Origin of the sequence: Acinetobacter venetianus RAG-1 = CIP 110063, from assembly GCF_000368585.1 — a bacterium.
GTDB classification, from domain to species: domain Bacteria; phylum Pseudomonadota; class Gammaproteobacteria; order Pseudomonadales; family Moraxellaceae; genus Acinetobacter; species Acinetobacter venetianus.
Genome location: NZ_KB849558.1, coordinates 972,640 through 997,862, shown reverse-complemented (window position 1 = coordinate 997,862; position 25,223 = coordinate 972,640). Strand labels below are relative to the sequence as shown.

Here is a 25,223-nt window from a genome sequence, read left to right as displayed (position 1 = left end):
TATTATGAAGAATTATTGATTAAGCTGCATTGTTTTTTGCATTCGCTGTTGTGCTCATAAAGTTATAATCAGCAACATTTACTTTGCGAGTTTCTAGCCAATATTTCCAAGTATAAGTTGGCCATAAAGAGAAGTTTTTACCATCAGCCGCTTGATACCAACTGCTGCAACCGCCAGCTTGCCAAACTGTTCCTTTCAGTTGTTCTTGTACGCGTTCATTAAACTGATCTTGTACATCATGTTTGATTTCAACAGCTTGTGTGCCAGTTTTATCTACGGTTTGAATGAGCTGTAAGATGTAATTCACTTGTGACTCGATCATGAAGATTACCGAGTTATGACCAAGAATCGTATTAGGCCCTAAGAGTTGGAATAGGTTAGGGAAGTTCTTAGTGCTTACACCATAATAACTTTCTGCACCATCTTTCCATGCTTGTTTAAGCTCAATCCCATTACGACCGACACAGTTAAAGTGCTTTAAGTAAATACGCGGGTCAGTAATAAAGCCTGTACCGTAAATCAAGCAATCAATCTGACGCTCTTGACCATCTTTGGTGATGATTCCGTTTGCAGTCACTTCTTGGATGCCATCAGTTACCAATTCAACATTTTTACGATTAAAGGTAGGGAAGTATTTGTTTGAGATCAAAATACGTTTACAGCCCATAACAAAGTCTGGGGTTAGTTTTTTCGCCAATTCCTTGTCTTTCACTTGGAAGCGGATAAATGCTTCAGCAAGTTTTTGTCCATATTTCATAATTTGTGGTTGTACAATCGGTACAACACGTGATTCATTAGTCCAGTACAGGCGAGTGCGGTGGATTTGACGATAAATATTTGAAGCTTTAAAGAGTGATTTACTCAGTTGTGAATATTTACGTTCGTCACGCGGAATCACCCATGCTGCTGTGCGTTGAAACACATAAAGTTGTTTAACATCTTTCGCAATTTCAGGGATATATTGAATAGCACTGCCGCCTGTACCAATGGATGCAACAGATTTACCTTCTAAACTATAGTCGTGATCCCATTGTGAAGAATGGAATACTTTGCCTTTAAATTTCTCTATTCCTTTAAGATGCGGAACTTGAGGAACGTGTAAAGGTCCAGAGGCAAAGATAACAAATTGAGCTTCAAGAGTTGGCTGATCTTTTAACTCTAAAGTCCAAACATTACGAGTTTCGTCGAACTCGGCATTGGTCACTTCATGATTAAACTTACAATAATCTTTTAGTTTATATTGCTCAGTAATATCTTGAATATATTCAAAAATTTCATCTGCCTCAGCGTAACGCTTTGACCAGTCTGTTTTAGGTGCAAATGAAAGTGAATACATATGTGATTGAACATCACAAGCTGCACCAGGATATTGGTTTTCACGCCATGTACCACCGACATCATTGGTCTTTTCTAAAATTACAAAATCATTGATTTGACTTTGTAATAGTCGAATTGCCATTGCTAATCCACCAAAACCAGCACCAATAATTGCAACTTTAGTTTTTTGAATCGCATTTTGGGATACTTCACGCATAGCCTACGCCCTATATACAGCTAAATTTTGCTCAATTTTAAAGGTTTTGTTGAGATTAAATATGATTGTATAGACGCAAAACTTGATCATTTCGGCAATTTATTTGCTCATTCTTTTGTAGTACAACATTAAAGTTTTGAGAATTGTATTTGATGAGATGAAAAGATCTATCCTCGGATTGATGTATTTGATTCAAGGCATGCGGCATGTCGGTATTGATGTGGATGCTCGCCTCGCAGATATGGGAATTCAAGCTGATGCTTTAGATCCAAGCTCTATTATTCCAGATGCAATTGAATGGGATATTTTACAACATATTAGTCAGGATCTTCGTGCTGAACAAGGTCTGTTTATCGGTCAGCATTATGCACTCGCAGGTTATGGGCCTTTTCTCATGTTGTTGGTAACAAGTGAGAATTTACATACTGCTTTGCACAATGGTGTCCGTTTTCAGCGTTTAACTCATCTTTTTGGTTCATTGGATCTCAATATTACTGAGCATCAAATCTATTTAGATTATCAGCCTGTTCAATTGGACACTCACTTAGGTCATTTAAGAGCACAATGCGAAATTTCAGGTACTTATAAGTTTTTGCAAGATATTTTCAAGATGATGGGGCTTGAAACGCCTAAAATTAAAATTGAATTACCATTTCAAAGACCTGCTGATTTATCATTATTATCTGCATATCAAGAATATTATGGACAAGATGTCAAATTCGACTGTAAACAAGCATCGTTTATTCTGAATGATATCGAAATTTTAAAAGTAAAAATTCCTTCTGCTGATGCGATTACTTGTCGTGTTTATGAAGAAAAATGCCTACAAGACTTAGCGAACTTGCAGAAAAGTGAAAAGCAAAAACTTACTGTTGTTGAGTATGTCGAAGATTATTTAGAGCTGCAAAATGGAATCATTCCAACGATGGCAGAAACGGCATGTGCTTTACATATTCCTGAGCGTACATTAAGACATCAATTGCAGCAAATGCAGACCAGCTATAAAGAAATTCGTGAACGTCTGATCAAACAGAAGGCAATAAAATTTATAGAAGACAGTTCATATTCGATTGAACAAGTGGCAGAATTGCTTGGTTATTCTGAACCAGCAGCGTTTAATCATGCGTTCAAAAGATGGTTTGGACAGAGCCCAAGACAATATAATCGAAATAATTAAATGATTAAAAATGGTACATTATGATGTTTAAACTCTATGATAATTAAGCCTAAAATCTAATGTCTTTGAACTCAATGTTCGATATAATTTTCACCAATTAAAATTGCAATAACACCTTATGTCAAATTCTAAACCAGACTCATATAGCACTGCATTTATCCCAACATCACCTGCAGAGCGTTATGCTCAAGCACTTGATTCAGGACAATTCATGCCAGATGAAGCGCAAGCTGAGGCAGTGCAAGAGTTAGATCGAGTATGGAAAGAGTTACTCACTCGCTATAAAGCATCAAAGAAGGCATTTCGACGTTTCCGTCGTCAGACCTATCCAAAAGGTGTTTATATGTGGGGTGGTGTAGGTCGTGGGAAAACATGGCTAATGGATCAGTTCTATGATGCTGTTCCATTCCGTCGTAAAACACGTATGCATTTCCATCATTTTATGCAACATGTTCACAAAGAGTTGAACAAGTTATCTGGCCAACGCAATCCATTGGATTTGGTAGCTGATCAGATCTATAAAAATGCTGTTGTGATTTGTTTTGACGAATTCTTTGTGTCGAATGTTACCGATGCGATGATTTTAAGTGATTTATTTCAAAAGCTATTTGAGCGCGGAATTACTTTGATCGCCACATCAAATATTGCACCAGAAGGATTATATAAAAATGGTATTCACCGCGATCGTTTCTTACCAACAATTGAGCTAGTACAAAAAAACTGTACGGTTTTGAATGTTGATGCAGGTGTTGATTACCGTTTACGTGTTTTAAAGCAAGCACAATTATTTAAGTATCCATTAACCAATGATGCACAGTCTTGGTTATCGGATCGCTTTAAGGCATTGACGCAAACACAAGTTCAGTCGAATTCTCCAATCATGATTAATAATCGTATTGTAGAGACCTTAGGTCATACCGAAGATGTTTTGTGGTGTGAGTTTTCTGAACTATGTTTCAAACCAAGAAGCCCAGCTGACTTTATTGAAATTGCGAATATTTACAATACCGTTTTAGTGAGTAACGTACCGCATTTAACAGATTTCTTATCCGAAGGTACGCGTCGATTTATTTATTTGGTCGATGAGTTCTATGATCGTGGTGTAAAGCTTTTGCTTACCTCTGAAGACTCAATTATTGAACTATACGAAGGTTCAAAATTGGCTTTCGAGATTGAACGGACTAGATCACGTTTACTCGAAATGCAATCTGATGATTATTTACATTCTGAGCATCGACAAATACAAGTCGCAAAAACTTCATAAATAAAAAGGCATTCTACGGAATGCCTTTTTTTATAAATTCGATACAGAGAAGGCTTTATTCTTGGTTGAATTTTGTTATATATAAATGGGTTTAATGGAAATAAGTAAATTACAAACTAAAAAGGGATATTTCTCCGTATATTTGATGTTTTGTCAATAACATAAAGTTAAACTTGTCAATACTTCTAATGGAGAAAATGCTTACTATTTAGGAATGTGATATTACTATTCAGGCTAGTATAAATCGGTATACTAGGTTTCTTGTTATAAAAAGTTAGCACCATCAGGAAAGACAATGACTGTACGTATTCAACAAGGCAAGCTAGCGATTGCTAAAGAACTTTACGATTTCATCGAAAATGAAGCTTTACCAGGTTCTGGTTTAGATAGTGAAACTTACTGGAAAAACTTCGAGCAAGTCGTTGTCGACCTAAGCCCAAAGAACAAGGCGCTATTGGCTAAACGTGATGAACTTCAAGCAAAGATTGATGAATGGCATCGCAACAATAAATTCGAATTAAATGCATATAAAGCATTCTTAACAGAAATTGGCTACCTTGAACCAGAAGTTGCAGACTTTAAAGTAACGACTGAAAATGTAGATGAAGAAATTGCATTATTAGCAGGTCCGCAACTTGTTGTACCAGTACGTAATGCACGTTATTGCTTAAATGCTGCAAATGCACGTTGGGGTTCATTGTACGATGCGCTTTATGGCACAGATGTAATCTCAGAAGAAAATGGCGCAGAAAAGGGTAAAGGCTATAATCCTGTTCGTGGCGACAAAGTGATTGCATTCGCTAAAGATTTCTTAAATCAAACTTTCCCATTAGCGCAAGGCTCACATGCGGATGCGACTAAATACGCTGTTGTAAATAACGGCTTAGCAGTAACACTTAAAGATGGTTCTACTACATCTTTAGCGCATGAATCTCAATTTGTAGGTTTCAATGGTGATGCTGCTAATCCAACAGAAATCGTTCTGTTGAACAATGGTTTACACGTTATCATTGATATCGATGCGAATAGCCCAATTGGCAAAACTGATGCGGCTGGTGTAAAAGATTTAACACTTGAAGCAGCAATCACAACGATTCAAGATTTAGAAGACTCTGTTGCAGCTGTAGATGCTGAAGAGAAAGTTGAAGGTTATCGTAACTGGTTAGGTTTGATGAAGGGTGATCTTCAAGAATCTATCGAGAAAAATGGTAAGACGATTACTCGTGCTTTAAATAAAGACCGTACAGTTCAAAACTTAATTGGTGGTACGACAACTTTACATGGTCGTTCACTGATGCTTCTTCGTAACGTTGGTCACTTGATGACGAATCCAGCGATCCTTGTAGAAGGTGAAGAAGTATTTGAAGGCATCATGGATGCGTTGGTAACGCCGTTACTTACAATTGCTGATATCCGTGGTCAAAACGAGAACCATAACTCTCGTAAAGGTTCTATGTATATCGTTAAGCCGAAAATGCATGGGCCTGAAGAAGTTGCTTTCGCCGTTGAATTATTTGAGCGTGCTGAACAAGCAATTGGTTTACCAGCTAAAACGCTTAAAATCGGTATTATGGATGAAGAGCGTCGTACATCAGTGAACTTGAAAAACTGTATTGCTGCTGCTAAAGATCGTACCATCTTTATCAATACAGGTTTCATGGACCGTACAGGTGACGAAATCCATACATCTATGGAGGCTGCTCCAGTTGTTCGTAAAGAAGCTGTTAAAACACAAAAATGGATCGCTGCTTACGAAAACCGTAACGTTGCAATTGGTCTAGCGTGTGGTTTGCAAGGTAAAGCTCAAATTGGTAAAGGCATGTGGCCAAAACCAGACAGCATGAAAGATATGTTAGCAACTAAAACTGCTCATCCAAATGCTGGTGCGACTTGTGCTTGGGTTCCATCACCAACTGGTGCAGTACTTCATGCATTGCATTATCATCAAATCAACGTTAAAGCACGTCAAGATGTATTGGCTGCTGAAGATATGTTGACACTTGATGACTTGTTAACACCTCCATTTGCACCAGAAACAAACTGGACTGCTGAAGAGTTGAACAATGAGCTTGAAAATAACTGTCAAGGTATCTTGGGTTATGTAGTTCGTTGGGTTGACCTTGGTGTAGGTTGTTCTAAGGTTCCAGATATCAACAACGTTGGTTTAATGGAAGATCGTGCAACTTTACGTATTTCTTCACAACACGTTGCTAACTGGTTACGTCACGGTATCGTAACGCGTGCACAAGTTGAAGAAGTACTTAAGCGTATGGCTGTAATTGTTGATCAGCAAAATGCGAATGATCCACTTTATACACCAATGGCGCCAAACTTTGATGGTATTGCATTCCAAGCTGCTTCTGACTTGATCTTCAAGGGTGCTGAGCAACCATCTGGTTATACAGAGCCATTGTTACACGCTGCTCGTTTAAAACTTAAAGGTTATACAGGTGATTAATATCATCTAAAATGAAAAGCCTCTTCGGAGGCTTTTTTGTTAGTAAGCTAATCTTTTTAAAAGTGAAATTTATTTGATAACTCCTCCAGATTGAAAAACAGGATTAAACATCTTACTCATAAAATTTTTGCTATAATCTATTTTGATTTTTATCATTCAGTCGAATCATAACGATGTCACATATTTTAAAATTAGATGCTCTCAAAGAAGCGCAAGTTTCAACTTCACCATATCCTTATTTTGTAGTTGAAAACTCAATTGTAGACGATGAAGTTAAGGCGGTAATTCAAGATTTCCCTAAGATCGAGCAGGGTGGAAGTTATAACCTTGCAGATGTAGAGTTAAAGCCAAATTTTGACCGTTTTCTAAAATCATTAGATTCTAAAGAATTTCGTCAAATTCTGACAGATAAGTTTGATGTGGATGTTATGGAACATCCAATGATGATTACTTTACGTGGCTATTCACGTCAAAAAGATGGTCGTATTCATTCAGATTCAAAAACCAAGCTTCTTACAATTTTGATTTATTTGAATGAATCTTGGGATGCGCCAACAGGTCGCTTACGTATTCTTAATGATGAAAAGAATATGGATGATTATGTTGAAGAAATTAATGCTGGCCCTGGGACTTTGGTTGCTTTTAAAGTGACAGATAATGGTTGGCATGGTTATGTACCTTATGAAGGACAACGTCAATCAATCCAAATCAACTTTTTAACCAGTGACAAAGCAAATGCTAAACATCGTTTTGTGCATGGATTAAGCGCGAAGATGAAAAAGTTATTTGGATAATTAGAGAATATATGAAAAGGAGGGCAACCTCCTTTTTATTTTTAAATCTGAGCTAAACGACATAACACATGTGTGCGAACTATAAACCATTAACCATCGAACAGTCTAAGCAACTCGAGTTGCCACTGATTCCATTTGAATATGCAGAGGAAGTTTATCCTAGCTATAAAACGCCTTTGTTATTTAAATCTGATCATGGTTTGGAGTGGCGTGAAGTGTTGTTTGGATTGGTACCGAAATGGTCTGAAGATATCAATATTTCAAAGCATACCTATAATGCTAGACATGAGACAATTTTTCAAAAGCCAAGCTTTCAGGATGCTGCTTACAAATGCAAATTTGGTGTAATTCCAGTTTCGGAATTCTATGAAAGCAAGTATATCGAAAATAAGCCGCAACGCTGGGGTGTTCGACGCAAAGATGGTAAAGCTTTTTATATCGCAGCACTCTATGAAATTCGTAAGTTAAATGATCAAATTATCCGCTCAGCGGCGATGCTTACGATGGATGCAATTGATCATCCGATGATGAAAGATTTTCATGAACCAGGTGATGTAAAAAGATCAGTCGTTGTGATACCTGACACACGTTTGGATGATTGGTTGAGTTTAAAGCAACCGTATCAACTTAATGAGCATATGAAAGGTTTTCCTGTTGAAGAGTTTGAGTGTTCACATGTACCAAAAGCAAGAATTGAAAAGATCACACCGCAATTGAATATGTTTGATTAAATGAAGATTATTTCAAATAAAAAAAGCTTCTTTAAAGAAGCTTTTTTTATTATGTTTAAATGACTTAGCGAGCAAGGTTTTTAAACATATGGCGTAAAATTTCCATCGTTTTTTCAATTTGCAATGGTGTTAAACCATCAAAAGACTGCTCTAGGATGACAGACGTCAAATCATTAATCTTAACTATCATTTCTTGACCTTTTTCTGTTAAATGGACACGAGTAATACGCCCATCTTCCTTACACGAATAAGTCTCGATATAGCCTTCATCTTTCAAACGATAAACGATTTTTGTCGTTGTCGACATTTTGGAAATTACCATATCTGAAAGTTCAGAAACACTTGCATGAGGTTTTACGTTCAATGCAAGCAAAATACGGCGGCGAGAATTGTCTAAACCATACTTCTTAAGTACGTTATCGATGTTTTGGACGTACTGAGCATTTACTTGAGAAATCCAGTAAAAAGGGAAGTCTTCTAAGTTAAATGATTCGGCTGTAGGTAAAAAACGCGCATATTTTTTAGGCATCTACATATTTCCTATGCTTGTTACGGTGAGCTAGAAAACCTAGCTCTTAGATTCCATGAAATGTCTATAATACCTGTTAGAAAAGACAATAAAACTTGAATTTTCTACCATTCCATTTATAACAAATCTTCCTTAAAGAAGCTCTATTGCTATCTTTATTATGTATAAGTAAATTATCGAAAAAACATATAAAAATGTTATTTATGATGATTTTACCTATGCATTTGCCCCCAATGATGTACCTTAAGTTTTGCATCTTAGCTACTGTTCGGAACAGGTGTATTGTAGAAAATAAATACAAATTATGACGTGACTTTTTTATAAAAAAATTCTGTCTCAAATGTCATAAAAAAATTAAATAAATTCATTCATTAAATAAATGGTAGTGAATACAGCACTTTGGTTTAAACAGTTGGTTAAAAAGTGGCTTATTAAACTTCATTTATAAGATGAATAAATACATTCTTTATCACATTTTTAGGAGTTTTTTTAACAATTAAAAGTTTCAAAATTATACGAGTGTAGTTTTATTAACCAATCTTTAGTTATTTTAATGAATATCTTATAAATCATAAATTTGCTTAAAGATGAAAATTACTGGTATCTTTTCTTAAGCAAAAAAAGCGCATCTAAACAGGATTACAGGTTCAGATACGCAAAACGTAAAACTTTATGGTAAATCAAAATTAAATCGCTAATTCCTTTTCTAATAGTGGCCATAGCTTATGATGAGACTTTTTGAACATCGCCATGTGTCCGATTTGCTTATATCCATATTTGTGAGGGTTGAGTTCAATAAATTTTGTTTGAGCATTCGGATATAAGCGCAAAAGATCTTGTACGTTAGTTTCCGTTGCAATCTCATCATCTGTCGCCCAGAAAGATGTAATTGGGATTTGAATTTCTTGATGATAGTCATCAAAAATAGTTTTCCCAATCGCATTCATTACATAACCGGGTTTACTACAAAATTCGGCCCATTGCTTTGCAACATTTTTAGGTAGGTTTTCACCCATTCCGATGAATTGGGTGGCACCATATCCTTTTATAAAACTTGAAACAGGGAAGATCACGTTAAACATCAGTGGCGCAAGGAGCTTTGTTTTGCCTTTTAGGCCTTTGACATGTCCAGTTGATCCAGCGATTGCGAGGACTTTGGCAACTTTATTGTAATGTGGATTGATTCCAAGTAATTGTCCACCCGCACTGTGTCCAATGATAATGACCTTTTCCGATTGTGTTCGATTTAAAAGTACTTCAATCGCAGCAGGGATGTCTAATTGCCCCCAGTCATTAATACTTGCATTCGAGTCTTTTAATTTTCCATGTAGGGACTGTCCAATACCACGAAAGTCAAAACTTAATACATTGTACCCTTGCTGATTTAACCATTCGGCAAAAGCATGATAAAAGTTTTTTGTGATTCCAGTTGCAGGGCAAATCAAAATAGGAAATTCTTTGGTAGATTTTTCCGTTGGGTAATACTGTGCAGCAAGTTGGTAGCCATCTTTACAGCTAATCCATAGAGATTCAAAGGTATTCATCAAGCAATACTCTTGTGTTTGTATTTTTCTACTGTACATCAGTTCCAAAAAGAAACTTGATTATTTAATGACTAAAAAGTCAAAAATTATGTAATATACCGTTTTAAAAAAAGAAACATGTAGGATACGAGATGTTGGTTTTAACAACTGCAACCGAATTGGCAATTGTTTTTAGTGGGATCTTTCTTTGGGTTGGAATGATTACTGGCGTCTGGAAATACTATCAAATTCGAAATTCTGCTCTGGCACGAGCACATTACTATGTTGACATTGCTCATCGCAGTAGTCTTTTATACGCAGCAGCAAGTTTGATTTTAGCTGTACTGAGCTCTTTTACGATTCTATCAAATGAATTAAGTCTGTTCTGTGTGGTTGCCAATCTTTTCTTTTTCTCAATGTCGATTTTAATTTATATCGTTCATGGGTGTTTAAAAGATACAACTAACCAATTTAAACAGCCACATCAATTAGGAAAATGGACGCTTCCGGGCTGGTGTATGACAATTATGATGTTAGGTTTAATTGTAGTAGAGCTGGGTGCTACAGGGCTTTTATTGTTTGGAACTATTTTTAGTTTTTGGAATTAAAAAATGGATGATTACTCATCCATTTTCCCTACAGAAACTTTTTGGCGCTGGGCGCTCATCTGTCGAAATTTACGATCGACAATCCCCCACGTACAAAAGGCAACAGAAACAATCAGCGCATAAGCAAAATATTCAGGTTTGAGATTACCTTTAATTGTGCCTTGAAATAACAACGTGGCCATCAGTGCTAGCGGTGTTATTGCATATACGATTGAATCGTTAGCCTTCAGAGTGTTAATGAAGACTTGCTTGTTGAAATGTAATGATAACATCTCCATCCCTCCTTGTGTCGTGATGACAAAAACCAAATCATTTTTGTCAGAATTATTCTTAAAGTTGTACTGCTAATTTCTAAGTATTTCAATAGGTATGCTGACTATTTTTTAAATAAATTTATGAATGTATTGATTTCTATAGTGTTTAACTATTTTTTTAGTGAATTTATGCTATTTTTATTTTAAATATAATGCAGAAATTTTACATTTTGAAAAGTTTAGTAAAGATCGGATTCTAGCTAATTTCTGCTTAAAAACTTAAATTGTGCTTAAAAGACTAAAATTAAAAAAAGATTTGTCGTAAACAAAAAATGAACATTGGGTAAAAGAACATCTTTTGTATAGCTAAAATCATGTTTGGGTAAAACATTATTTTAACGACAAATCATTTTAACTTTTTTGTTTAATCGCTCGATCAATCACAATCGAGATAAACAAAACAGCCAGTGACGGTAATAACCAAGCGAGGTTTTGTTCATTCAATGGTAAATGGGCAATAAATTGTGGTAATTGCTCAGTGAAACCAGCTGCTTTAATCGCCTCGATAATACCGAATAGAAAAGCGACAGCAGTAACTGAACCAACGACTAATGATGGTTTATTCCAACGTTTCCAGAAGAAGCTCAACATAATCACGACAATCGCTGGAGGATAGATTGCACTAAGGACAGGTACTGAAACTGCAATCAATTTAGTCAAACCTAAGTTTGAGATTACTAAAGAGAAGCCGATTAGAATGAAAACGAGAAGTTTATAGGGTAAGCCTGTAAGTTCAGTGAAATATTCAGCACATGCGCAAGTTAAACCAATTGCTGTAACCATACATGCAAGAAAGATTAGACCTGTGAGGAATAGGGAACCTAAATCACCAAATGCATGTTGTACATAAGCATGTAGGATGATTGCACCGTTGTCAGCATTTGCTGCAACTTCATGACTTCCTAAGCCAAGTTTAAATAAGCTGATATAAACAAGTGTTAAACCAACGCCTGCAATCAAACTGGCGATAATTGCGTACTTCGTGATCAGTTTCGAGTCAGTGACACCGCGTGATTGAATAGCTTGGATAATGACAATACCAAATACCAATGCGCCCAAAGTATCCATGGTTAGATAACCATTTACGAAGCCTTCTGAAACTGGACTTGAAACATACTTGTTAATTGGCGGTGAGATGTAGCCCGTTGGAATCACAATTGCAGCAATACCAAGTATTGCAAGTGCAAATATTTTTAAAGGGGCAAGTACGTGACCGACTGTATCTAAAAGTTTGTTTGGATATAAAGAAACAGCTGTTACTAAAGCAAAATAAATAACGCTATAGATAAATAAACTGCTACTAGATGTTCCGAAATAGGGTGCAAAACCAATTTCATAAGAAACCGTTGCTGTTCGAGGTGTGGCAAAGAGTGGACCAACAGACAAATAACAAACGATAGTGAGCAATAAACTTGCGAAACGACCTAAGGGGGAGCTGATAATTTCAATAGAGCCTTGCATTCTCGACAAAGCCATAATCGTAATGACTGGTAGACCTACTGCGGTGATCAAAAATCCAAATGCAGCTAGCCATACGTGCTCACCAGCTTGTTGAGCAACAATGGGAGGAAAAATAATATTACCCGCACCAATAAAAAGTGCGAAGGTCATAAAACCTAAAGCAATAATATCTCCTGTACGAAGATGGTTCATAAAACAGGGAGGAATAAAATAAAAGTGCGAATTCTAGAACATAAATGTAGTCATTTGAAACTAATTTTATGTGAAAATTGGTTTATTTTTGACTAAAAAGAAATTATTAAAATCATAGGATTAGCATTGGTAAACTTAATTTGTTGAAAAGGTTTTAAAACTAAAAAAATGGGAGTTTTTATACTTTTTTCCTATCCCCATAGTCGGAATTAAATGTAAAATAGTGATTAGATTCAATTCTGAAAGGATTGAACAATTTATAGCTAAAGCGTACAACTATTGATAAACGCTAAATAGAACAGATATAGATATATGATCTATATTTTTATTTTTGATTTTTTAAATAAGGAATATCTCGAATGAGAGCTTCTACTGTGACCATCAAAACGGAACAAGACATTGAGAAACTTCGTATCTCAGGGCGTTTAGCGGCACAAGTTTTAGAAATGATAGGACCTTATATAAAGCCGGGCGTCAGTACGGAGTATTTAGACGACATTTGTAATGATTATATTGTAAATACATTGCAAGTTATTCCTGCAAATGTTGGATATCACGGCTTTACCAAAACGACCTGCATTTCTGTAAATGAAGAAGTTTGTCATGCCATTCCTTCAGCAAAAAAGATTTTGCAAGAGGGTGACATTTTAAATATTGACGTTGCCGTTATTAAAGATGGCTATTTCGGTGATACAAGTCGAATGTATTTTGTAGGTCAAGTTAGCCCTGAGGCTAAAAAACTTGTGAATACAACTTATGAAGCGATGCTAGCAGGGATTCGTACAGTAAAGCCAGGCGCGACATTGGGTGATATTGGATTTGCCATTCAATCCGTTGCACATCGTGAAGGTTATAGTATTGTTCGTGAATACTGTGGGCATGGAATTGGCCGTGTTTATCACGAGCAACCGAATATTCTGCATTATGGCCAAAAAGGTCAAGGCATGGTTTTGAAAAAAGGCATGGTCTTTACGATTGAACCTATGGTGAATGCAGGTAAACCATATGTAAAAGAGCTAAATGATGGATGGACTGTTGTTACACAAGATAAGTCCCTATCAGCTCAATGGGAGCATATGGTTGCGGTGACAGATGATGGCTTTGAATTATTAACGCCATGGCCTGAGGGAACTGGCGACTACCCAACTATTTCTTGATGAAAAAGCGAAAGGCTCGATATCAATCGGGCCTTTTTTTTGTAGAGCACAATGTCAGTTGTTCGACAAGATAATCAATAAATACACGAACTGCAGGTAATAAGCCACGTCGTGATGGATAGACAGCATGGAAAATACCATGTGGTGCAGTCCATTCAGGTAGAACCTTAATCAGTTGACCTGTTTTAATGAAGTCTTGAGCAATACTGTCTGGAAGTAGGGCAATACCACAATTTTGACTGGCCAATTCTGCAAGCATTAATAAGTTTGAACCCATGATAACGGGATTAACTTTAATTTTCTTTTGTTGATGATCAGGACCTGTGAGTAAGAAGTTTTGATCTAGATGCTCTTCTGCCATGCTAATGATGCGATGTTCACTTAGTTGTTCTGGTGTAGACAAATGACCAAACTCATTTAAATACGCTTGACTTGCGAAGAGACGCTGTTCGATTGCTTCAAATTGTCTTAAAACAAGGTTTGGATCGTCGTCTAATTTCGAGCGAACGCGTAAAGCGAGATCAATTCCTTCATTGATGACATCAACACGACGGTTACTGACCATCATCTGAACACGAACTTCAGGATATTTTTTAAGGAATGCTGGCAATATTTTTGCCATTTGGTTTTGAGCGATATCGACAGGTACGCTAACTTTGATCACACCGCGAGGTTCACTACTTAAGTGGTTGACTACGTCATGGGCTGCCTGAGCTGCATTCATCATTACTTGTGCATGACGATAAACATCCATACCAATATCAGTCACAGCAAAATGACGTGAACTTCGTTGGATCAGACGAACACCGAGTTGTTCTTCAAGATTATAAACTCTGCGGCTTAATTTAGATTTTGGAATATCTGTTGCTCGTTCAGCTGCACTGAAACCACCATGCTCAACAACGAGCGCAAAACAATAAAAATCATCTAAATCCGTCAACATTATTCAATTCCATTTCTGCAACATTATCTATTTTATATATTTATCGTTGCAAAAATAAGAGCTTATTCGATATTTTTTGTATTGGTAAAATACTTCTATAATGGCAGAAATTTTTTTGATGAAATGCTATGTCTTTCCAACTCATTGAGGTTGCAGATGCAACTGTAAATATTCTATGTCCATATTGTCATCATGCTGTATTAGACTGGAACCAAGAACAATACATTCAGCCATGTGAGCATACTTTGTTTATGGCAATGGATTTGGGTTTTGAATTTATTGCAGATCGTTTTGAAGAGGTTTTATCTCAATCTGTCGATGAGATACATGAAGATCCTAATATGAATGTTTTTGCTTGTGTTAGCCAAGCAAACTATCCTGATATGCAAATTTTCAAAGCTGATTTGGGGGTAGAGGGAATGTACAGATATGTTGGATTTAGTAAAAACTAGAAAGCCAGAAATAAAAAAGCCAATCATTTGATTGGCTTTCTATGTTTACAGCTTATGCTTCAGGTGCAGGGCTGTATTGTTCAACTAATGGTTTTAACTCACCATTTTGGAACATTTCAAGCATGATATCGCTACCACCAATTAACTCACCGTTTACCCATAATTGTGGGAAAGTAGGCCAGTTCGCAATTTGAGGTAAAGTTGCACGAATATCTTGATTTTCCAAGATATTTACATAGGCAAATGGGCGACCAATTTGGCTAAGTGCTTCTACTGCACGAGCAGAAAAACCACATTGCGGGAATTGTGGAGTGCCTTTCATGTAAAGTAAAACAGGGTGTTTCGCAATTTGATCACGAATTAACGCTACTGTATCACGCGCTTGTTCCGTCATAGATAGATCCTCAACTAATCTCCGTAAATTATATACCGAAAAAATCACTTGGGGCTATTGATAAAGATTTTTCTTGTATAAATGTGAGTTTAAGCTTTCAATCTACTCAAGTTTTTGCTTATATAACTTTTTCCACTACAACTAACGATAGATTGAGTTTGTTATGACTAATATCACTCTTGCTCCTGTACAACCTGATCAACCATCACATCTTATGGCTACTTATGGTCGCCAAGCGATCAGCTTTGTACGAGGACGAGGGGCTTACTTATATACAGCAGATGGAACTGAGTACTTAGATGCTTTAACAGGTATTGCTGTATGTGGTTTAGGTCATGCTCACCCAGTGATTGCGGAAGCAATTGCTGAGCAAGCTGCAACATTAATTCATACTAGTAATTTATTTGAAATCCCTTGGCAAACCGCTGCGGCTCAAAAACTTGCTGAAGTTTCTGGTATGGAAGAAATTTTCTTCTCAAATAGTGGTGCAGAATCAAATGAGGGTGCGATTAAAATTGCACGTAAGTTTGGTGCTAAGCAAGGGATTAGCAATCCTAAAATTCTAGTTGCTGAGCAATCATTTCATGGTCGTACTTTAGCGACTTTATCTGCGACTGGGAATAAGAAAGTTCAAGAAGGTTTTGCACCATTAGTTGAAGGTTTTATTCGTGTTCCATTTGGTGATGTGGAAGCGATTCAAGAAGCTGCAATCCACCATCCAGATATCGTTGCTATTCTGATAGAACCGATTCAAGGTGAAGGTGGTGTGAATACAGCACCACAAGGCTTTAGCTATTTGGAAGACGTGCGTGCCTTATGTAATCAACATAATTGGTTGATGATGCTCGATGAAATTCAAACAGGGAATGGTCGTACAGGTAAATACTTTGCTTACCAACATACCAATATTGTGCCTGATGTAATGACAACAGCAAAAGGTCTAGGGAATGGCTTTCCAATTGGTGCGGTGATGACTCAAGGTAAAGCTGTCGGTTTACTAGGCGCTGGAAGCCATGGTTCAACATATGGCGGTACAGTATTGGGCTCTCGCGTAGTCTATACAGTGATTGATACGCTACAGAAAGAAAATGCTGTTGAAAATGCAGCTACAGTTGGTACTTATATTGTTGAGCAGCTCAAGGCAGAATTAGCAGAGCATAATGTACAAGTACGTGGTTTTGGTATGATGATCGGTATTCAATTACCTAAAGATTGCTCAGAGCTTGTAGCGATCGCACGCGATGAGTATCAGTTAATTGTGAATGTTACAGCAGGTTCTGTAGTGCGTTTGCTTCCACCATTAAATATGACTCAAGATCAAGCAGATGAATTGTTGAAACGTCTTGTTCCTGCAATTAAGAATTTTTTAAAAGCTTAATTCGACAAATAAAAAAGGGCAATTAATTGCCCTTTTTTATTGCTTATTATCCTGAGATGTACTGCTGAAGTTGCTCAATTAAAATGCGTTGATCATCCATTGCTGCTTTAACGAGATCGCCAATCGAAATAAAGCCTACAAGTTTCTCTTGTTCTAAAACAGGTAAATGACGTAAATGCCGATCAGTCATAAGTTGTAAACATTCTTCTACAGTATGATTCAGCCCAACTGAAATAACTTTAGAAGTCATAATGTCTGAAACAGGGGTGTTGTTTGATGAACGCTCCATCAATGCGATCTTACGTGTATAGTCACGTTCTGAAAAAATTCCGATGACTTTTTCATCTTCTGCAACGACTAATGCACCAACACCTTTCTCTGCCATAATTTTAATTGCTTCAAGTACAGTCGCATTTGGTGAGATTGTAAAAATTGATTGTACTGCTTTATTCTTGATGACTTGAGCAACGATTGTCATTGTTTATCCACCTGTGTTGTATTGTCATTTTCATTTAACTTAACGGTATTTTTTTTAATTGCAAAGCCCTAATTTACTTACAATGATAACTTTTTCTCATAAATGCTTAAAAAGTCATCATTGTACGTTGTCGCACTTAGGCAGGCATAACTGCTGCATCATGCATAAAAAAGAAATGCTGCATTTGTTGGGTTGAAAGCTTAAATTTACGATGTGATGAATTGAAAAGAGCAGGCTCTACTTGCAAACGAGTAAGTGTCGGTAAAAGAGATTCATGGAAATCTTTCGGGGTGATTTTTCGTGGTTTGTAATGCTTCCAATGCGATTTTGCATAACGATGTGCTTGAACGCCATTTAGCCAAAATGGGAAAACTGGACCATCTTGATCAGACTTGATTGCCCAACCCTGATGATATAATCCCCAAAGAACACCGCAATACATCATTGTTTTTAGAATTGAAATTTTAATCATCAACTCTTTAGAGACTGGTTGAAAATGGTTAAACCGATACATGTTATTAAACTAATAGTATTCAAACTTATGTTTTATTATAAGAAATCTAGATGGCATTTATGTTTAAACAGTTCATGTAAATCGTAAGCAAATATTCTTGTTTATAAGAAAATAAAGACCTGCATCACCATTAATAACATAAATTGCGACTTTGATTTAAAAGGGGGTGTTTTGTTGATCAAGGAAATCAAAAAACTAATACATAGAAAATTGTTAAAACTCTCCATCGTGCAAGGGCTTCTAGCTACTTTGTATAATTAGTGAATAAATCTGCATCTAAGGATGCCTTGGCATTTAGAACTCTAATAAGCTCTGTAGCATTAAACCGATGCTAAGAAGAATTGTATTTATAAAATGTAAGATATTAAAAATGCCACCTGAGCAAGTCAAAGCAACTAAGCTTTGGCGCAGTGCGAGTAAGATGATAGGGGATGAAAGAAGGTATTAAAAAACGCCACCTAAGTGACGTTTCTTTATGCTTGTAAGGTTGCCATCTTCTGCCAATACTGTGCTTTCAGGGAATCACGTTCTACACGGAAGCCTTGATAATACAACTCTGCTAAAAATAATGCCGCTTTACCGTGACCTGCTTTTGCTACTTCTTCAAGCTCTTTCACTGCATCTTGGAAGTTTTTTTGCGACTGAATTGTATTTACCGCATTAGCATATACATGCTCTAATTCATGGTTAGTAAAATGTTGAATCATATATAACTCCTTATTTTAATTATGATTACCGCAATTTCTATTCAAAGATACTTTACTTTGAATTTAAGCTACTTTAACTTTGAATTGTTAAAGTATTATGACAATAATGATTGAATTGTCAAATATTTTGGGTGTCATTTCGTAAATAAAAGCTTACACGATTAAACATTTGCGGGAAATAATTTTAAGTAGAATCAATATGAGAATAATAGAAAAGGAGAATAACATGTCAAATGTAATTGATGGTGTAAACTTGGATGTGCCGCCATTAGAAAGCCAAATTATCGAACTTGCAGATCATCATCGAAAACTGCTTGATGAAGCTATATTTCATCAGGAAATTCATTTAGGTGATTACTGCTTAGCTCAGCGTAAACGTGTTTATGATTTTGCAAGTCATTTAAGTCCTGCTGAAAAAGATCGCTTTTATCAAATCTATGATGGTGAGCTAAGAAGTATTGCAGATGATGATGATTTACATCCTGCTGATGCAGAAAGTGGGGTGGGAATGTTTGCTATTTTTATCAGTCTGGTGATCATTGCCTTCATTCTCTATTTTGCATTTGTTCGCAGTTTAATGAGCTAGCCTATCTGAATTTTACTACGTTCAATGAGTTGCGAAATCGTGACTTGTTGAATGTAGGGCTTGTTGAAAATGCGTATGACACATAAACTACAGATAATTCTGAGGTAGGTTATGCTGTCGATACTTTCTAAACATAAACTTTTACAGTCAAAATTTGAAACCAAAATAGATCAATTTAATAATATTTTGGTATCTATTGTTATTGCTGCGATTTTCATACTTGCATACAGTGCAATTTTACGTCCGATTAACCAACTTCAATATCAAAAAGTCATTCAATATTCTCAACAAGCGAGCCATCCGAAAACTCAAGATATGGCAGAATCAATACTGAAACATGATCAAATTCGCCGTGTAGAATATTTGAAACTTTTAAATGCTTATCAGTTCGAATCAAATCGTATTAAGCAATATCCTGCAATGGCACAAGATGATGAATGAGTTTTAATCAATTCATTTTTATTTAGAAATGAATGGGTTGCCCGTATCGGGTAAAAGAAATCAATTTGTGCTAAACTCGCCCACATTTAAAAAGCTGCTTTTTTCTCAAGGAATCGACATGCAACAGCAATCGAATATGCAAAACAAATTCTTGATAGATGCTGACATCGGTGATGATGATGTTACGTTACCAAGTTTACCTGCTGTTGATGTGCCGATTGTTGAACCTGTACAGCAGCAAACTCCAGTAGAAGCTCCAATTGTTGCTGTAGAAGAGGTTTCTAGTCCAGCAGTTCAAGAAGAAGCAAAATCAGGCTTCTTTGGTCGTATGAAAGATGGCTTGACCAAAACACGTCGTAGTTTTACGGATGGTATGGTCAATATCTTAATTGGCGGCAAAGAGATTGATGATGAGTTGTTAGAGGAAGTTGAAGAACAACTTCTTGTTGCTGACATTGGTGTAGATGCAACCAAAACAATCATTGCAAATCTTACGGAAAGAACGGCACGTGGTGACTTGATCTATTCACATGCACTGTATAAAGCATTGCAGGAAGAGCTGGTGGCTTTACTTGCTCCGCGTGTAAAACCTTTGCATATTGATCCGAACAAATCACCTTATGTCATTTTGATGGTTGGTGTGAATGGTGTCGGTAAAACGACAACCATTGGTAAGCTTGCAAAGCGTTTACAAAGTGAAGGTAAGAAAGTCATGTTGGCTGCGGGTGATACTTTCCGTGCAGCAGCAACTGAGCAATTGCAAATTTGGGGCGAGCGAAATGACATCCCAGTAGTTGCACAAGGTCATGGTGCAGATAGCGCATCAGTCATTTTTGATGCTTTTGAAAGCGCACGCGCCAAAGGCATTGATGTATTGATTGCTGATACAGCAGGGCGTTTGCAAAACAAGTCTAACTTGATGGAAGAGTTGAAAAAAGTTAAACGTGTGATGCAAAAAATTGATGCAACTGCACCGCATGAAATTATGTTAATCGTTGATGCTGGTACAGGTCAAAATGCAATTAACCAAGTTCAACTGTTTGATGAAGCGGTTGGTTTAACTGGTATTACCATTACTAAATTAGATGGTACGGCAAAAGGTGGCGTGCTATTTAATATCGCAAGTCGTACTCACGTGCCAATTCGCTATATTGGTGTAGGTGAGAAAATTGATGATTTACGTCCTTTCTCAGCAAAATCATTTGTCGCAGCATTATTTGAAACAGATAAGTAATTATTTGTGGTTAAGATAGACTCCACCTCGTGTGGAGTTTTTTATTTATAATAAAATTTCACCGTTGCAAAAATAAAACGATCTGTCATGTTTTTTAGGCTATAACAAAAAAATGTACCGTTATACACTACATTCAATCCAAGATAACACCCGAAGGGTACAAGAGGCATAACAACATGAGTAACTTCTTAAATAGCATTAAATCACGTCGTACTATCTATGCAATTGGTAAAAATCTTTCAGTCGATCAAACTACAATTGAAGAGACGATTCGTGAAGCTGTTAAGCAAAGCCCGTCTTCATTTAACTCACAAACTTCACGCGTTGTGACGTTATATGGTGAGTCTCATACAACATTCTGGAATATTGTTCGCGAAACTCTACGTAAAATCGTACCAGCTGAAGCTTTTGAAGGTACAAATGCAAAAATTGATAGCTTTGCAGCTGGCTTTGGTACAGCATTATTTTATGAAGATCAAGATGTAGTAAAAGGCTTACAGGAACAGTTTGCTCTTTATGCTGACAATTTCCCAGTATGGTCTGAACATTCAAGTGCAATCGCTCAATTTGCGACTTGGACAGCTTTATCTGAAATTGGTGTGGGTGCCTCATTACAACACTATAATCCAATTATTGATGAAGAAGTTGCGCAAACTTTTGATATCCCAGCAAACTGGAAATTACGTGCACAGCTTGTCTTTGGTTCAATTGAAGCAGCTGCTGGCGAAAAAACTTACATGGACGATGCTGCACGCTTTAAAACTTTTAACTAAGTTTCATCTGTACCTAAAAAAGAGCACGTTAACGTGCTCTTTTTTTTATGTCATTAAATAGAAATATTCGCCTAAAGAATGATGGTGTATATCATTAAAAATAATGTATATATCTTAAAAAAGCCGAATTGATAGAATAGACAGTTTGGTTTATTGTCATAAAATAGTCACAATCGCATTGCATAGTGCATACGATTTCATAAATGTTTATATCGAGAAGAGTCTAATGTCTTTAAGAGTTGGTGTTGCTGCTTTCGGGTTATTATTAAGTAGTTCAGTTTTTTCAGCAGTTACAATCACTGCACCTGAAGAGATCGTGATTCTTGCTGTAAATGGTCAAGAAGTAAATAATGGATTGATTCCGTCTAAGAAGAATAACTACCAAGTAGATCCAGGTAATTTAACTGTAAATGTTCGCTATCGTGAATATTTTGAGCATTTGAATGGTGAGCATGACATCGTAAAATCAGGTGTCGTTACAATTCAAGCACCAAATTTACAAGACAATTCATCATATCGTTTAGCATTAGTTGGCGCTCCAAAAAGCTTTGATGCTGCCAAAAAATATGCTGATCAACCAACGGTTGGGTTATACGATCAAAATAATAAACTCGTAGTTCAGCAAACAGGTGCGAATAATGAAGCACAACCTTGGTTCTCTGGTGGCAACTTCTTAAGCCGTACGCTTGATTTGACGCAAAAAAATAAGAACAACACCGTCAACCAGCCAGCGCCAGTTTATGCTGCTAATGCGCAAGCTGCCGCACCTGTTGTAGTGACAACAGCAGCTGTAGCTGGTACTGCTAAAACAACAGATCAACAACTGGTGGATTTATGGCAGAAGGCTTCTAAAGCCGAGCGTCAAAAGTTTATGGCTTGGTTGGCTGGTCAAACGAACTAGTTTATTTAAGAATTAATTCTTTTAAAGTTATACAAGAACCGATGTTATCATCGGTTTTTTTATTGTGTTTAAAATTCTAAAAATGCCTTTAAATATTAGAAAAGCGCTTACAGACGACATTGAGCAATTAACTAAACTGATCAATTAAGCCTATAGAGATCAATTGAGTCGAAGTTGGACTACTGAGAAGTCTTTTGTTCAGGGAAATAGAATTACTATTCAACAATTAGAAAGAGATTTGGAACAAGAGAATTTTCAGTTGTTAATTGGTGAGAATGAACAAGGTTTGATGGTGGGGTGTATTGGTTTAACCTTTAATCAAGATACGGTTGAAATAGGAACTTTTGCCATTGATCCAAAGGTTCAAAATTCAGATTATGGGCGTGAAATGCTTGGATTTGTAGAAAATTATGTTCCTAATCATCATCCTGATGCGTCTCAATTCATTATGTATGTATTAGATGTGAGAGTTGAATTGATTTCATTTTATGAGCGCCGTGGATATTGCAGAACAGATCGTATAGAAGCTTATCCGATAGAGGCAGAAGTAGGGCAGCCATTAGTGCCAATTCAGCTTATTGAAATGAAAAAAGCAATTTAATGATAAGAAACACCATGATCTTCCAACATAGATCATGGTGTTAACTAAAAATTAGTTTTCAACTATTTTCGAATCATTCTTCAAAACTTGCGTAGACCAAATAGAACCTATCGGTGCTGTTTTTGCTCGATGATTTGCTTGTTGATAGAAACGTAGGAATACTAGTCCAAATAAAATTGCCACCACATCAATCCATATTAAATTGCCTGTCGAATGCCAAAGACTCTGAATAGGAAAGATATAAGCAAGCAATGAGGTGGTAGGAAGTAACAACAAAATTATTGCAATTGATAACAATAATCTTGGTAGGACCTTCGCTGTACCTATGATAAAACTGTATAAAATACAGGCTATAAAGACAGAATAGTAGCTATACATAAACACATGGTTATGACTTTGTAATTGCACTGGAATGATGTAACCCCAACGTCCTATAAGCATACTGGTAAAAATACCGAGCATACAACCCAGACAGGCGCCAATGGTAAGGTTAGCAATAAATATCACATCCTTGCGCTGGCTAGGTACAGGTAGGTTTGGATTCTTCTGCTTACGTAACCGTGTTTCAATCCACAAAATATTGCCTGAATAGAACAGATAAGCGCCACCTAAACCAAAAATTAGATAAATCCAACGGATTGGCTCACCACCATAATTACCAAAATGTAAGGCAAACATTGAACGAATCAGAGAGGCAGCAGCATTTTCTTCAGTGGATAAGGTTTTAGTTGGATAAGGTGCATTTTGATATGGGTTAAAAGACATATAATCAAAGTTATCGCCCCGTAGCATACGATCAGGATGGTACAAAGAGACAAATGCTGAGGCTCTTTGAGGATGATCAAGCTGATTAAATCGAATGCCATCAATGCGATAATCTGGTGCTGCTTTTTGGATATTTAGATAAATCTTATTTATGTCTAGTGGTGCAATTGGCTCAACTATTTTGACTAGTGGTGGTCGCTCAAATAGCGGTTTGTCCTTTGATACAAGCTGTGTAAGTGCACCATAAAAAATATCATGGAAAGCAAAAACAACCACTGTGACACTAATTATGATATGAAAGGGTAAGCTAGTGATACCTACGACATTGTGTGTATCTAACCAAAAGCGCTTTTTATTTTTACCTTCTCTTACGGCGAAATAATCTTTGACCAGAGTTGGTAAGAGCACAATTAATCCTGACATAATTGCGAGAAAATATAAAACGGCAACAACACCCATTACCATGACACCTGCGGTGTGATGTCCGATCATGCCGGGAATACCAGCAGTTTCATGCAATTGTTCGATTAACCAACCTAATTTTGAAATATTTTCTTCTTTAGCAATCAGGTTTCCTTGTGAATCAAGTGTTGCCATCATTCTAGTTTGTGCAATATTGATTCCATGATGATCATCTTCATCATGTTTTGCTTCCCATTGGATTGGTGCATTATGGCCTTCAGGTGAGTTAAAACTTAAGGTAAATGCTTTTAATGTTTCAGGGTATTTGGTTTGAACTTGTTCAATCAGTAGGTTGTAATTCTTTGGCTCGATGGCAGCTAATTTTTGCTGAGGTGGTGTCGCCCATTGACTGAGTTGATGTTGAAACATCGTCAATCCACCAGCGAAGAAGCAAATGAACAAAAGAATCCCAGCTGTGATGCCGACCCAAGTATGTAGATTTTTGCCTGTTTTAATAATATCTGCGCGGATTTTCATTTTAGCCCCTTAAACAAAATAACAACGTGTAAGCGACCACGTTCGCAATGCTAAAAATAAACAGGCTTTGCCAGCCTTTAGGAATGAAATACGCAAGGAAGAATACAAACAGCCAGATCCATGGAATTGACCACATTCCTAATTGTGGAGCTAGTGCGGAATCAATATAAGCTTTTGACAAAATCAGAATAAGAGAACCAGCGGCTAATGAGAAAATGAAACCTAGCACAGCACCTGAAAATGTTTTTAACCACCAATCAGGCTGAATTTTTTGCTTAACTATATTCATTTGTTCAACCTCATGATGAGGGGAATAAATGGGGTAAATGACCAAACTAGCGTTGCCGCAGCCAGCCAAATTAATATGGCTACCAA

26 protein-coding genes and 1 pseudogene are annotated in these 25,223 nt (G+C 36.7%); 15 read left to right on the top strand and 12 right to left on the bottom strand.

Translation table 11 applies throughout. The features are described 5' to 3' along the window. Positions 1-19 precede the first annotated feature (19 nt). Positions 20-1,534: a flavin-containing monooxygenase gene (locus tag F959_RS10245; protein ID WP_004879849.1), complete on the bottom strand. Its 1,515-nt coding sequence runs from the start codon at positions 1,532-1,534 to the stop codon at positions 20-22. A 157-nt stretch (positions 1,535-1,691) separates the two neighbouring features. On the opposite strand from F959_RS10245, the gene F959_RS10240 reads away from it, so the two are divergent. The 5 genes from F959_RS10240 (at position 1,692) to F959_RS10220 (ending at position 7,958) form a co-directional block, all read left to right on the top strand. Next, complete coding sequence (locus F959_RS10240; protein ID WP_026094098.1) at positions 1,692-2,711, top strand: AraC family transcriptional regulator; 1,020 nt, start codon at positions 1,692-1,694, stop codon at positions 2,709-2,711. Positions 2,712-2,829: 118 nt separating this feature from the next. Continuing rightward, positions 2,830-3,975: a cell division protein ZapE gene (zapE, locus tag F959_RS10235; protein ID WP_004879846.1), complete on the top strand. Its 1,146-nt coding sequence runs from the start codon at positions 2,830-2,832 to the stop codon at positions 3,973-3,975. 295 nt (positions 3,976-4,270) lie between these two features. Then, positions 4,271-6,433, top strand: coding sequence for a malate synthase G (locus tag F959_RS10230; RefSeq protein ID WP_004879843.1), 2,163 nt, complete (start codon positions 4,271-4,273; stop codon positions 6,431-6,433). A 173-nt stretch (positions 6,434-6,606) separates the two neighbouring features. Continuing rightward, entirely contained in the window at positions 6,607-7,227 is a 621-nt protein-coding gene (locus tag F959_RS10225) for a 2OG-Fe(II) oxygenase (protein ID WP_004879842.1), read from the top strand. Between the two features lie 68 nt (positions 7,228-7,295). Continuing rightward, the gene (locus tag F959_RS10220; protein WP_004879840.1) at positions 7,296-7,958 is read left to right on the top strand and encodes an SOS response-associated peptidase family protein; all 663 of its coding nucleotides are present in this window, start codon (positions 7,296-7,298) and stop codon (positions 7,956-7,958) included. Positions 7,959-8,022: 64 nt separating this feature from the next. Here F959_RS10220 and F959_RS10215 read toward each other — a convergent pair whose 3' ends face one another. Continuing rightward, positions 8,023-8,487, bottom strand: coding sequence for a MarR family winged helix-turn-helix transcriptional regulator (locus F959_RS10215; protein WP_004879839.1), 465 nt, complete (start codon positions 8,485-8,487; stop codon positions 8,023-8,025). A 686-nt stretch (positions 8,488-9,173) separates the two neighbouring features. Beyond that, on the bottom strand, positions 9,174-10,031 hold the full coding sequence (locus tag F959_RS10210) for an alpha/beta hydrolase family protein (protein WP_004879837.1): 858 nt from the start codon (positions 10,029-10,031) through the stop codon (positions 9,174-9,176). A 131-nt stretch (positions 10,032-10,162) separates the two neighbouring features. Here F959_RS10210 and F959_RS10205 point away from each other — a divergent pair, with 131 nt between their 5' ends. After that, positions 10,163-10,618, top strand: coding sequence for a hypothetical protein (locus F959_RS10205; RefSeq protein ID WP_004879836.1), 456 nt, complete (start codon positions 10,163-10,165; stop codon positions 10,616-10,618). A gap of 11 nt (positions 10,619-10,629) precedes the next feature. Here F959_RS10205 and F959_RS10200 read toward each other — a convergent pair whose 3' ends face one another. Together F959_RS10200 and brnQ are read right to left on the bottom strand one after the other, a co-directional pair. Further along, entirely contained in the window at positions 10,630-10,890 is a 261-nt protein-coding gene (locus F959_RS10200) for a hypothetical protein (RefSeq protein WP_004879833.1), read from the bottom strand. 393 nt (positions 10,891-11,283) lie between these two features. Next, positions 11,284-12,585: a branched-chain amino acid transport system II carrier protein gene (brnQ, locus tag F959_RS10195; protein ID WP_004879832.1), complete on the bottom strand. Its 1,302-nt coding sequence runs from the start codon at positions 12,583-12,585 to the stop codon at positions 11,284-11,286. A gap of 359 nt (positions 12,586-12,944) precedes the next feature. Here brnQ and map point away from each other — a divergent pair, with 359 nt between their 5' ends. Beyond that, positions 12,945-13,742, top strand: a complete 798-nt coding sequence (gene map, locus F959_RS10190) for a type I methionyl aminopeptidase (protein WP_004879829.1) — start codon at positions 12,945-12,947, stop codon at positions 13,740-13,742. Positions 13,743-13,764: 22 nt separating this feature from the next. Here map and F959_RS10185 read toward each other — a convergent pair whose 3' ends face one another. Further along, a complete protein-coding gene (locus F959_RS10185) occupies positions 13,765-14,685 on the bottom strand; it encodes a LysR family transcriptional regulator (RefSeq protein WP_004879828.1) in 921 nt (306 codons plus the stop codon). A gap of 128 nt (positions 14,686-14,813) precedes the next feature. Here F959_RS10185 and F959_RS10180 point away from each other — a divergent pair, with 128 nt between their 5' ends. Beyond that, positions 14,814-15,137 (top strand): hypothetical protein, encoded by a 324-nt coding sequence (locus F959_RS10180; protein WP_004879826.1) that lies wholly within the window; start codon positions 14,814-14,816, stop codon positions 15,135-15,137. 52 nt (positions 15,138-15,189) lie between these two features. Here the strand turns inward: F959_RS10180 and grxD are convergent, their stop codons facing one another. Next, a complete protein-coding gene (grxD, locus tag F959_RS10175; RefSeq protein WP_004772459.1) occupies positions 15,190-15,531 on the bottom strand; it encodes a Grx4 family monothiol glutaredoxin in 342 nt (113 codons plus the stop codon). Positions 15,532-15,694: 163 nt separating this feature from the next. Between grxD and F959_RS10170 the strand changes: the two genes are divergently transcribed. Then, a complete protein-coding gene (locus tag F959_RS10170; protein ID WP_004879822.1) occupies positions 15,695-16,909 on the top strand; it encodes an aspartate aminotransferase family protein in 1,215 nt (404 codons plus the stop codon). Between the two features lie 46 nt (positions 16,910-16,955). Here F959_RS10170 and F959_RS10165 read toward each other — a convergent pair whose 3' ends face one another. From F959_RS10165 to F959_RS10155, 3 genes are all read right to left on the bottom strand, one after another. Further along, complete coding sequence (locus F959_RS10165) at positions 16,956-17,387, bottom strand: CBS domain-containing protein (protein ID WP_004879821.1); 432 nt, start codon at positions 17,385-17,387, stop codon at positions 16,956-16,958. Between the two features lie 136 nt (positions 17,388-17,523). Beyond that, positions 17,524-17,901: a DUF2750 domain-containing protein gene (locus F959_RS10160; protein ID WP_004879819.1), complete on the bottom strand. Its 378-nt coding sequence runs from the start codon at positions 17,899-17,901 to the stop codon at positions 17,524-17,526. Positions 17,902-18,374: 473 nt separating this feature from the next. Then, positions 18,375-18,608, bottom strand: coding sequence for an SEL1-like repeat protein (locus F959_RS10155; RefSeq protein WP_004879818.1), 234 nt, complete (start codon positions 18,606-18,608; stop codon positions 18,375-18,377). Between the two features lie 226 nt (positions 18,609-18,834). Here F959_RS10155 and F959_RS10150 point away from each other — a divergent pair, with 226 nt between their 5' ends. The 6 genes and pseudogenes from F959_RS10150 (at position 18,835) to F959_RS10125 (ending at position 23,144) form a co-directional block, all read left to right on the top strand. After that, the gene (locus tag F959_RS10150) at positions 18,835-19,194 is read left to right on the top strand and encodes a hypothetical protein (protein ID WP_004879816.1); all 360 of its coding nucleotides are present in this window, start codon (positions 18,835-18,837) and stop codon (positions 19,192-19,194) included. A gap of 111 nt (positions 19,195-19,305) precedes the next feature. Beyond that, the gene (locus tag F959_RS10145; protein ID WP_004879813.1) at positions 19,306-19,635 is read left to right on the top strand and encodes a hypothetical protein; all 330 of its coding nucleotides are present in this window, start codon (positions 19,306-19,308) and stop codon (positions 19,633-19,635) included. A 118-nt stretch (positions 19,636-19,753) separates the two neighbouring features. Then, positions 19,754-20,869 carry a signal recognition particle-docking protein FtsY gene (ftsY, locus tag F959_RS10140; protein ID WP_004879812.1) on the top strand — a complete coding sequence of 372 codons (1,116 nt, stop codon included), beginning with the start codon at positions 19,754-19,756 and terminating at the stop codon, positions 20,867-20,869. Between the two features lie 176 nt (positions 20,870-21,045). Continuing rightward, the gene (locus tag F959_RS10135) at positions 21,046-21,642 is read left to right on the top strand and encodes a nitroreductase family protein (RefSeq protein ID WP_004879809.1); all 597 of its coding nucleotides are present in this window, start codon (positions 21,046-21,048) and stop codon (positions 21,640-21,642) included. Between the two features lie 226 nt (positions 21,643-21,868). Continuing rightward, positions 21,869-22,543 (top strand): YccT family protein, encoded by a 675-nt coding sequence (locus F959_RS10130; protein ID WP_004879808.1) that lies wholly within the window; start codon positions 21,869-21,871, stop codon positions 22,541-22,543. An 82-nt stretch (positions 22,544-22,625) separates the two neighbouring features. Next, positions 22,626-23,144, top strand: a pseudogene (locus F959_RS10125) (GNAT family N-acetyltransferase). Positions 23,145-23,195: 51 nt separating this feature from the next. Here F959_RS10125 and F959_RS10120 read toward each other — a convergent pair. After that, positions 23,196-24,848, bottom strand: coding sequence for a PepSY-associated TM helix domain-containing protein (locus F959_RS10120; protein WP_004879804.1), 1,653 nt, complete (start codon positions 24,846-24,848; stop codon positions 23,196-23,198). 1 nt (position 24,849) lies between these two features. After that, positions 24,850-25,137, bottom strand: coding sequence for a hypothetical protein (locus F959_RS10115; protein WP_004879801.1), 288 nt, complete (start codon positions 25,135-25,137; stop codon positions 24,850-24,852). Between the last annotated feature and the right edge of the window lie 86 nt (positions 25,138-25,223).

What these genes read in the sequence shown, in the direction of transcription:
- F959_RS10245 (WP_004879849.1), bottom strand. Translation starts at nt 1,534, where the DNA reads ATGCGTGAAGTATCCCAAAATGCGATTCAAAAAACTAAAGTTGCAATT.
- F959_RS10130 (WP_004879808.1), top strand. Translation starts at nt 21,869, where the DNA reads ATGTCTTTAAGAGTTGGTGTTGCTGCTTTCGGGTTATTATTAAGTAGT.
- F959_RS10225 (WP_004879842.1), top strand. Translation starts at nt 6,607, where the DNA reads ATGTCACATATTTTAAAATTAGATGCTCTCAAAGAAGCGCAAGTTTCA.
- F959_RS10240 (WP_026094098.1), top strand. Translation starts at nt 1,692, where the DNA reads ATGAAAAGATCTATCCTCGGATTGATGTATTTGATTCAAGGCATGCGG.
- F959_RS10120 (WP_004879804.1), bottom strand. Translation starts at nt 24,848, where the DNA reads ATGAAAATCCGCGCAGATATTATTAAAACAGGCAAAAATCTACATACT.
- F959_RS10200 (WP_004879833.1), bottom strand. Translation starts at nt 10,890, where the DNA reads ATGTTATCATTACATTTCAACAAGCAAGTCTTCATTAACACTCTGAAG.
- F959_RS10180 (WP_004879826.1), top strand. Translation starts at nt 14,814, where the DNA reads ATGTCTTTCCAACTCATTGAGGTTGCAGATGCAACTGTAAATATTCTA.
- brnQ (WP_004879832.1), bottom strand. Translation starts at nt 12,585, where the DNA reads ATGAACCATCTTCGTACAGGAGATATTATTGCTTTAGGTTTTATGACC.
- zapE (WP_004879846.1), top strand. Translation starts at nt 2,830, where the DNA reads ATGTCAAATTCTAAACCAGACTCATATAGCACTGCATTTATCCCAACA.
- map (WP_004879829.1), top strand. Translation starts at nt 12,945, where the DNA reads ATGAGAGCTTCTACTGTGACCATCAAAACGGAACAAGACATTGAGAAA.
- F959_RS10155 (WP_004879818.1), bottom strand. Translation starts at nt 18,608, where the DNA reads ATGATTCAACATTTTACTAACCATGAATTAGAGCATGTATATGCTAAT.
- F959_RS10115 (WP_004879801.1), bottom strand. Translation starts at nt 25,137, where the DNA reads ATGAATATAGTTAAGCAAAAAATTCAGCCTGATTGGTGGTTAAAAACA.
- F959_RS10150 (WP_004879816.1), top strand. Translation starts at nt 18,835, where the DNA reads ATGTCAAATGTAATTGATGGTGTAAACTTGGATGTGCCGCCATTAGAA.
- F959_RS10145 (WP_004879813.1), top strand. Translation starts at nt 19,306, where the DNA reads ATGCTGTCGATACTTTCTAAACATAAACTTTTACAGTCAAAATTTGAA.
- F959_RS10135 (WP_004879809.1), top strand. Translation starts at nt 21,046, where the DNA reads ATGAGTAACTTCTTAAATAGCATTAAATCACGTCGTACTATCTATGCA.
- F959_RS10210 (WP_004879837.1), bottom strand. Translation starts at nt 10,031, where the DNA reads ATGAATACCTTTGAATCTCTATGGATTAGCTGTAAAGATGGCTACCAA.
- F959_RS10215 (WP_004879839.1), bottom strand. Translation starts at nt 8,487, where the DNA reads ATGCCTAAAAAATATGCGCGTTTTTTACCTACAGCCGAATCATTTAAC.
- F959_RS10185 (WP_004879828.1), bottom strand. Translation starts at nt 14,685, where the DNA reads ATGTTGACGGATTTAGATGATTTTTATTGTTTTGCGCTCGTTGTTGAG.
- F959_RS10165 (WP_004879821.1), bottom strand. Translation starts at nt 17,387, where the DNA reads ATGACAATCGTTGCTCAAGTCATCAAGAATAAAGCAGTACAATCAATT.
- F959_RS10220 (WP_004879840.1), top strand. Translation starts at nt 7,296, where the DNA reads ATGTGTGCGAACTATAAACCATTAACCATCGAACAGTCTAAGCAACTC.
- F959_RS10170 (WP_004879822.1), top strand. Translation starts at nt 15,695, where the DNA reads ATGACTAATATCACTCTTGCTCCTGTACAACCTGATCAACCATCACAT.
- F959_RS10205 (WP_004879836.1), top strand. Translation starts at nt 10,163, where the DNA reads ATGTTGGTTTTAACAACTGCAACCGAATTGGCAATTGTTTTTAGTGGG.
- F959_RS10230 (WP_004879843.1), top strand. Translation starts at nt 4,271, where the DNA reads ATGACTGTACGTATTCAACAAGGCAAGCTAGCGATTGCTAAAGAACTT.
- grxD (WP_004772459.1), bottom strand. Translation starts at nt 15,531, where the DNA reads ATGACGGAACAAGCGCGTGATACAGTAGCGTTAATTCGTGATCAAATT.
- F959_RS10160 (WP_004879819.1), bottom strand. Translation starts at nt 17,901, where the DNA reads ATGTATCGGTTTAACCATTTTCAACCAGTCTCTAAAGAGTTGATGATT.
- ftsY (WP_004879812.1), top strand. Translation starts at nt 19,754, where the DNA reads ATGCAACAGCAATCGAATATGCAAAACAAATTCTTGATAGATGCTGAC.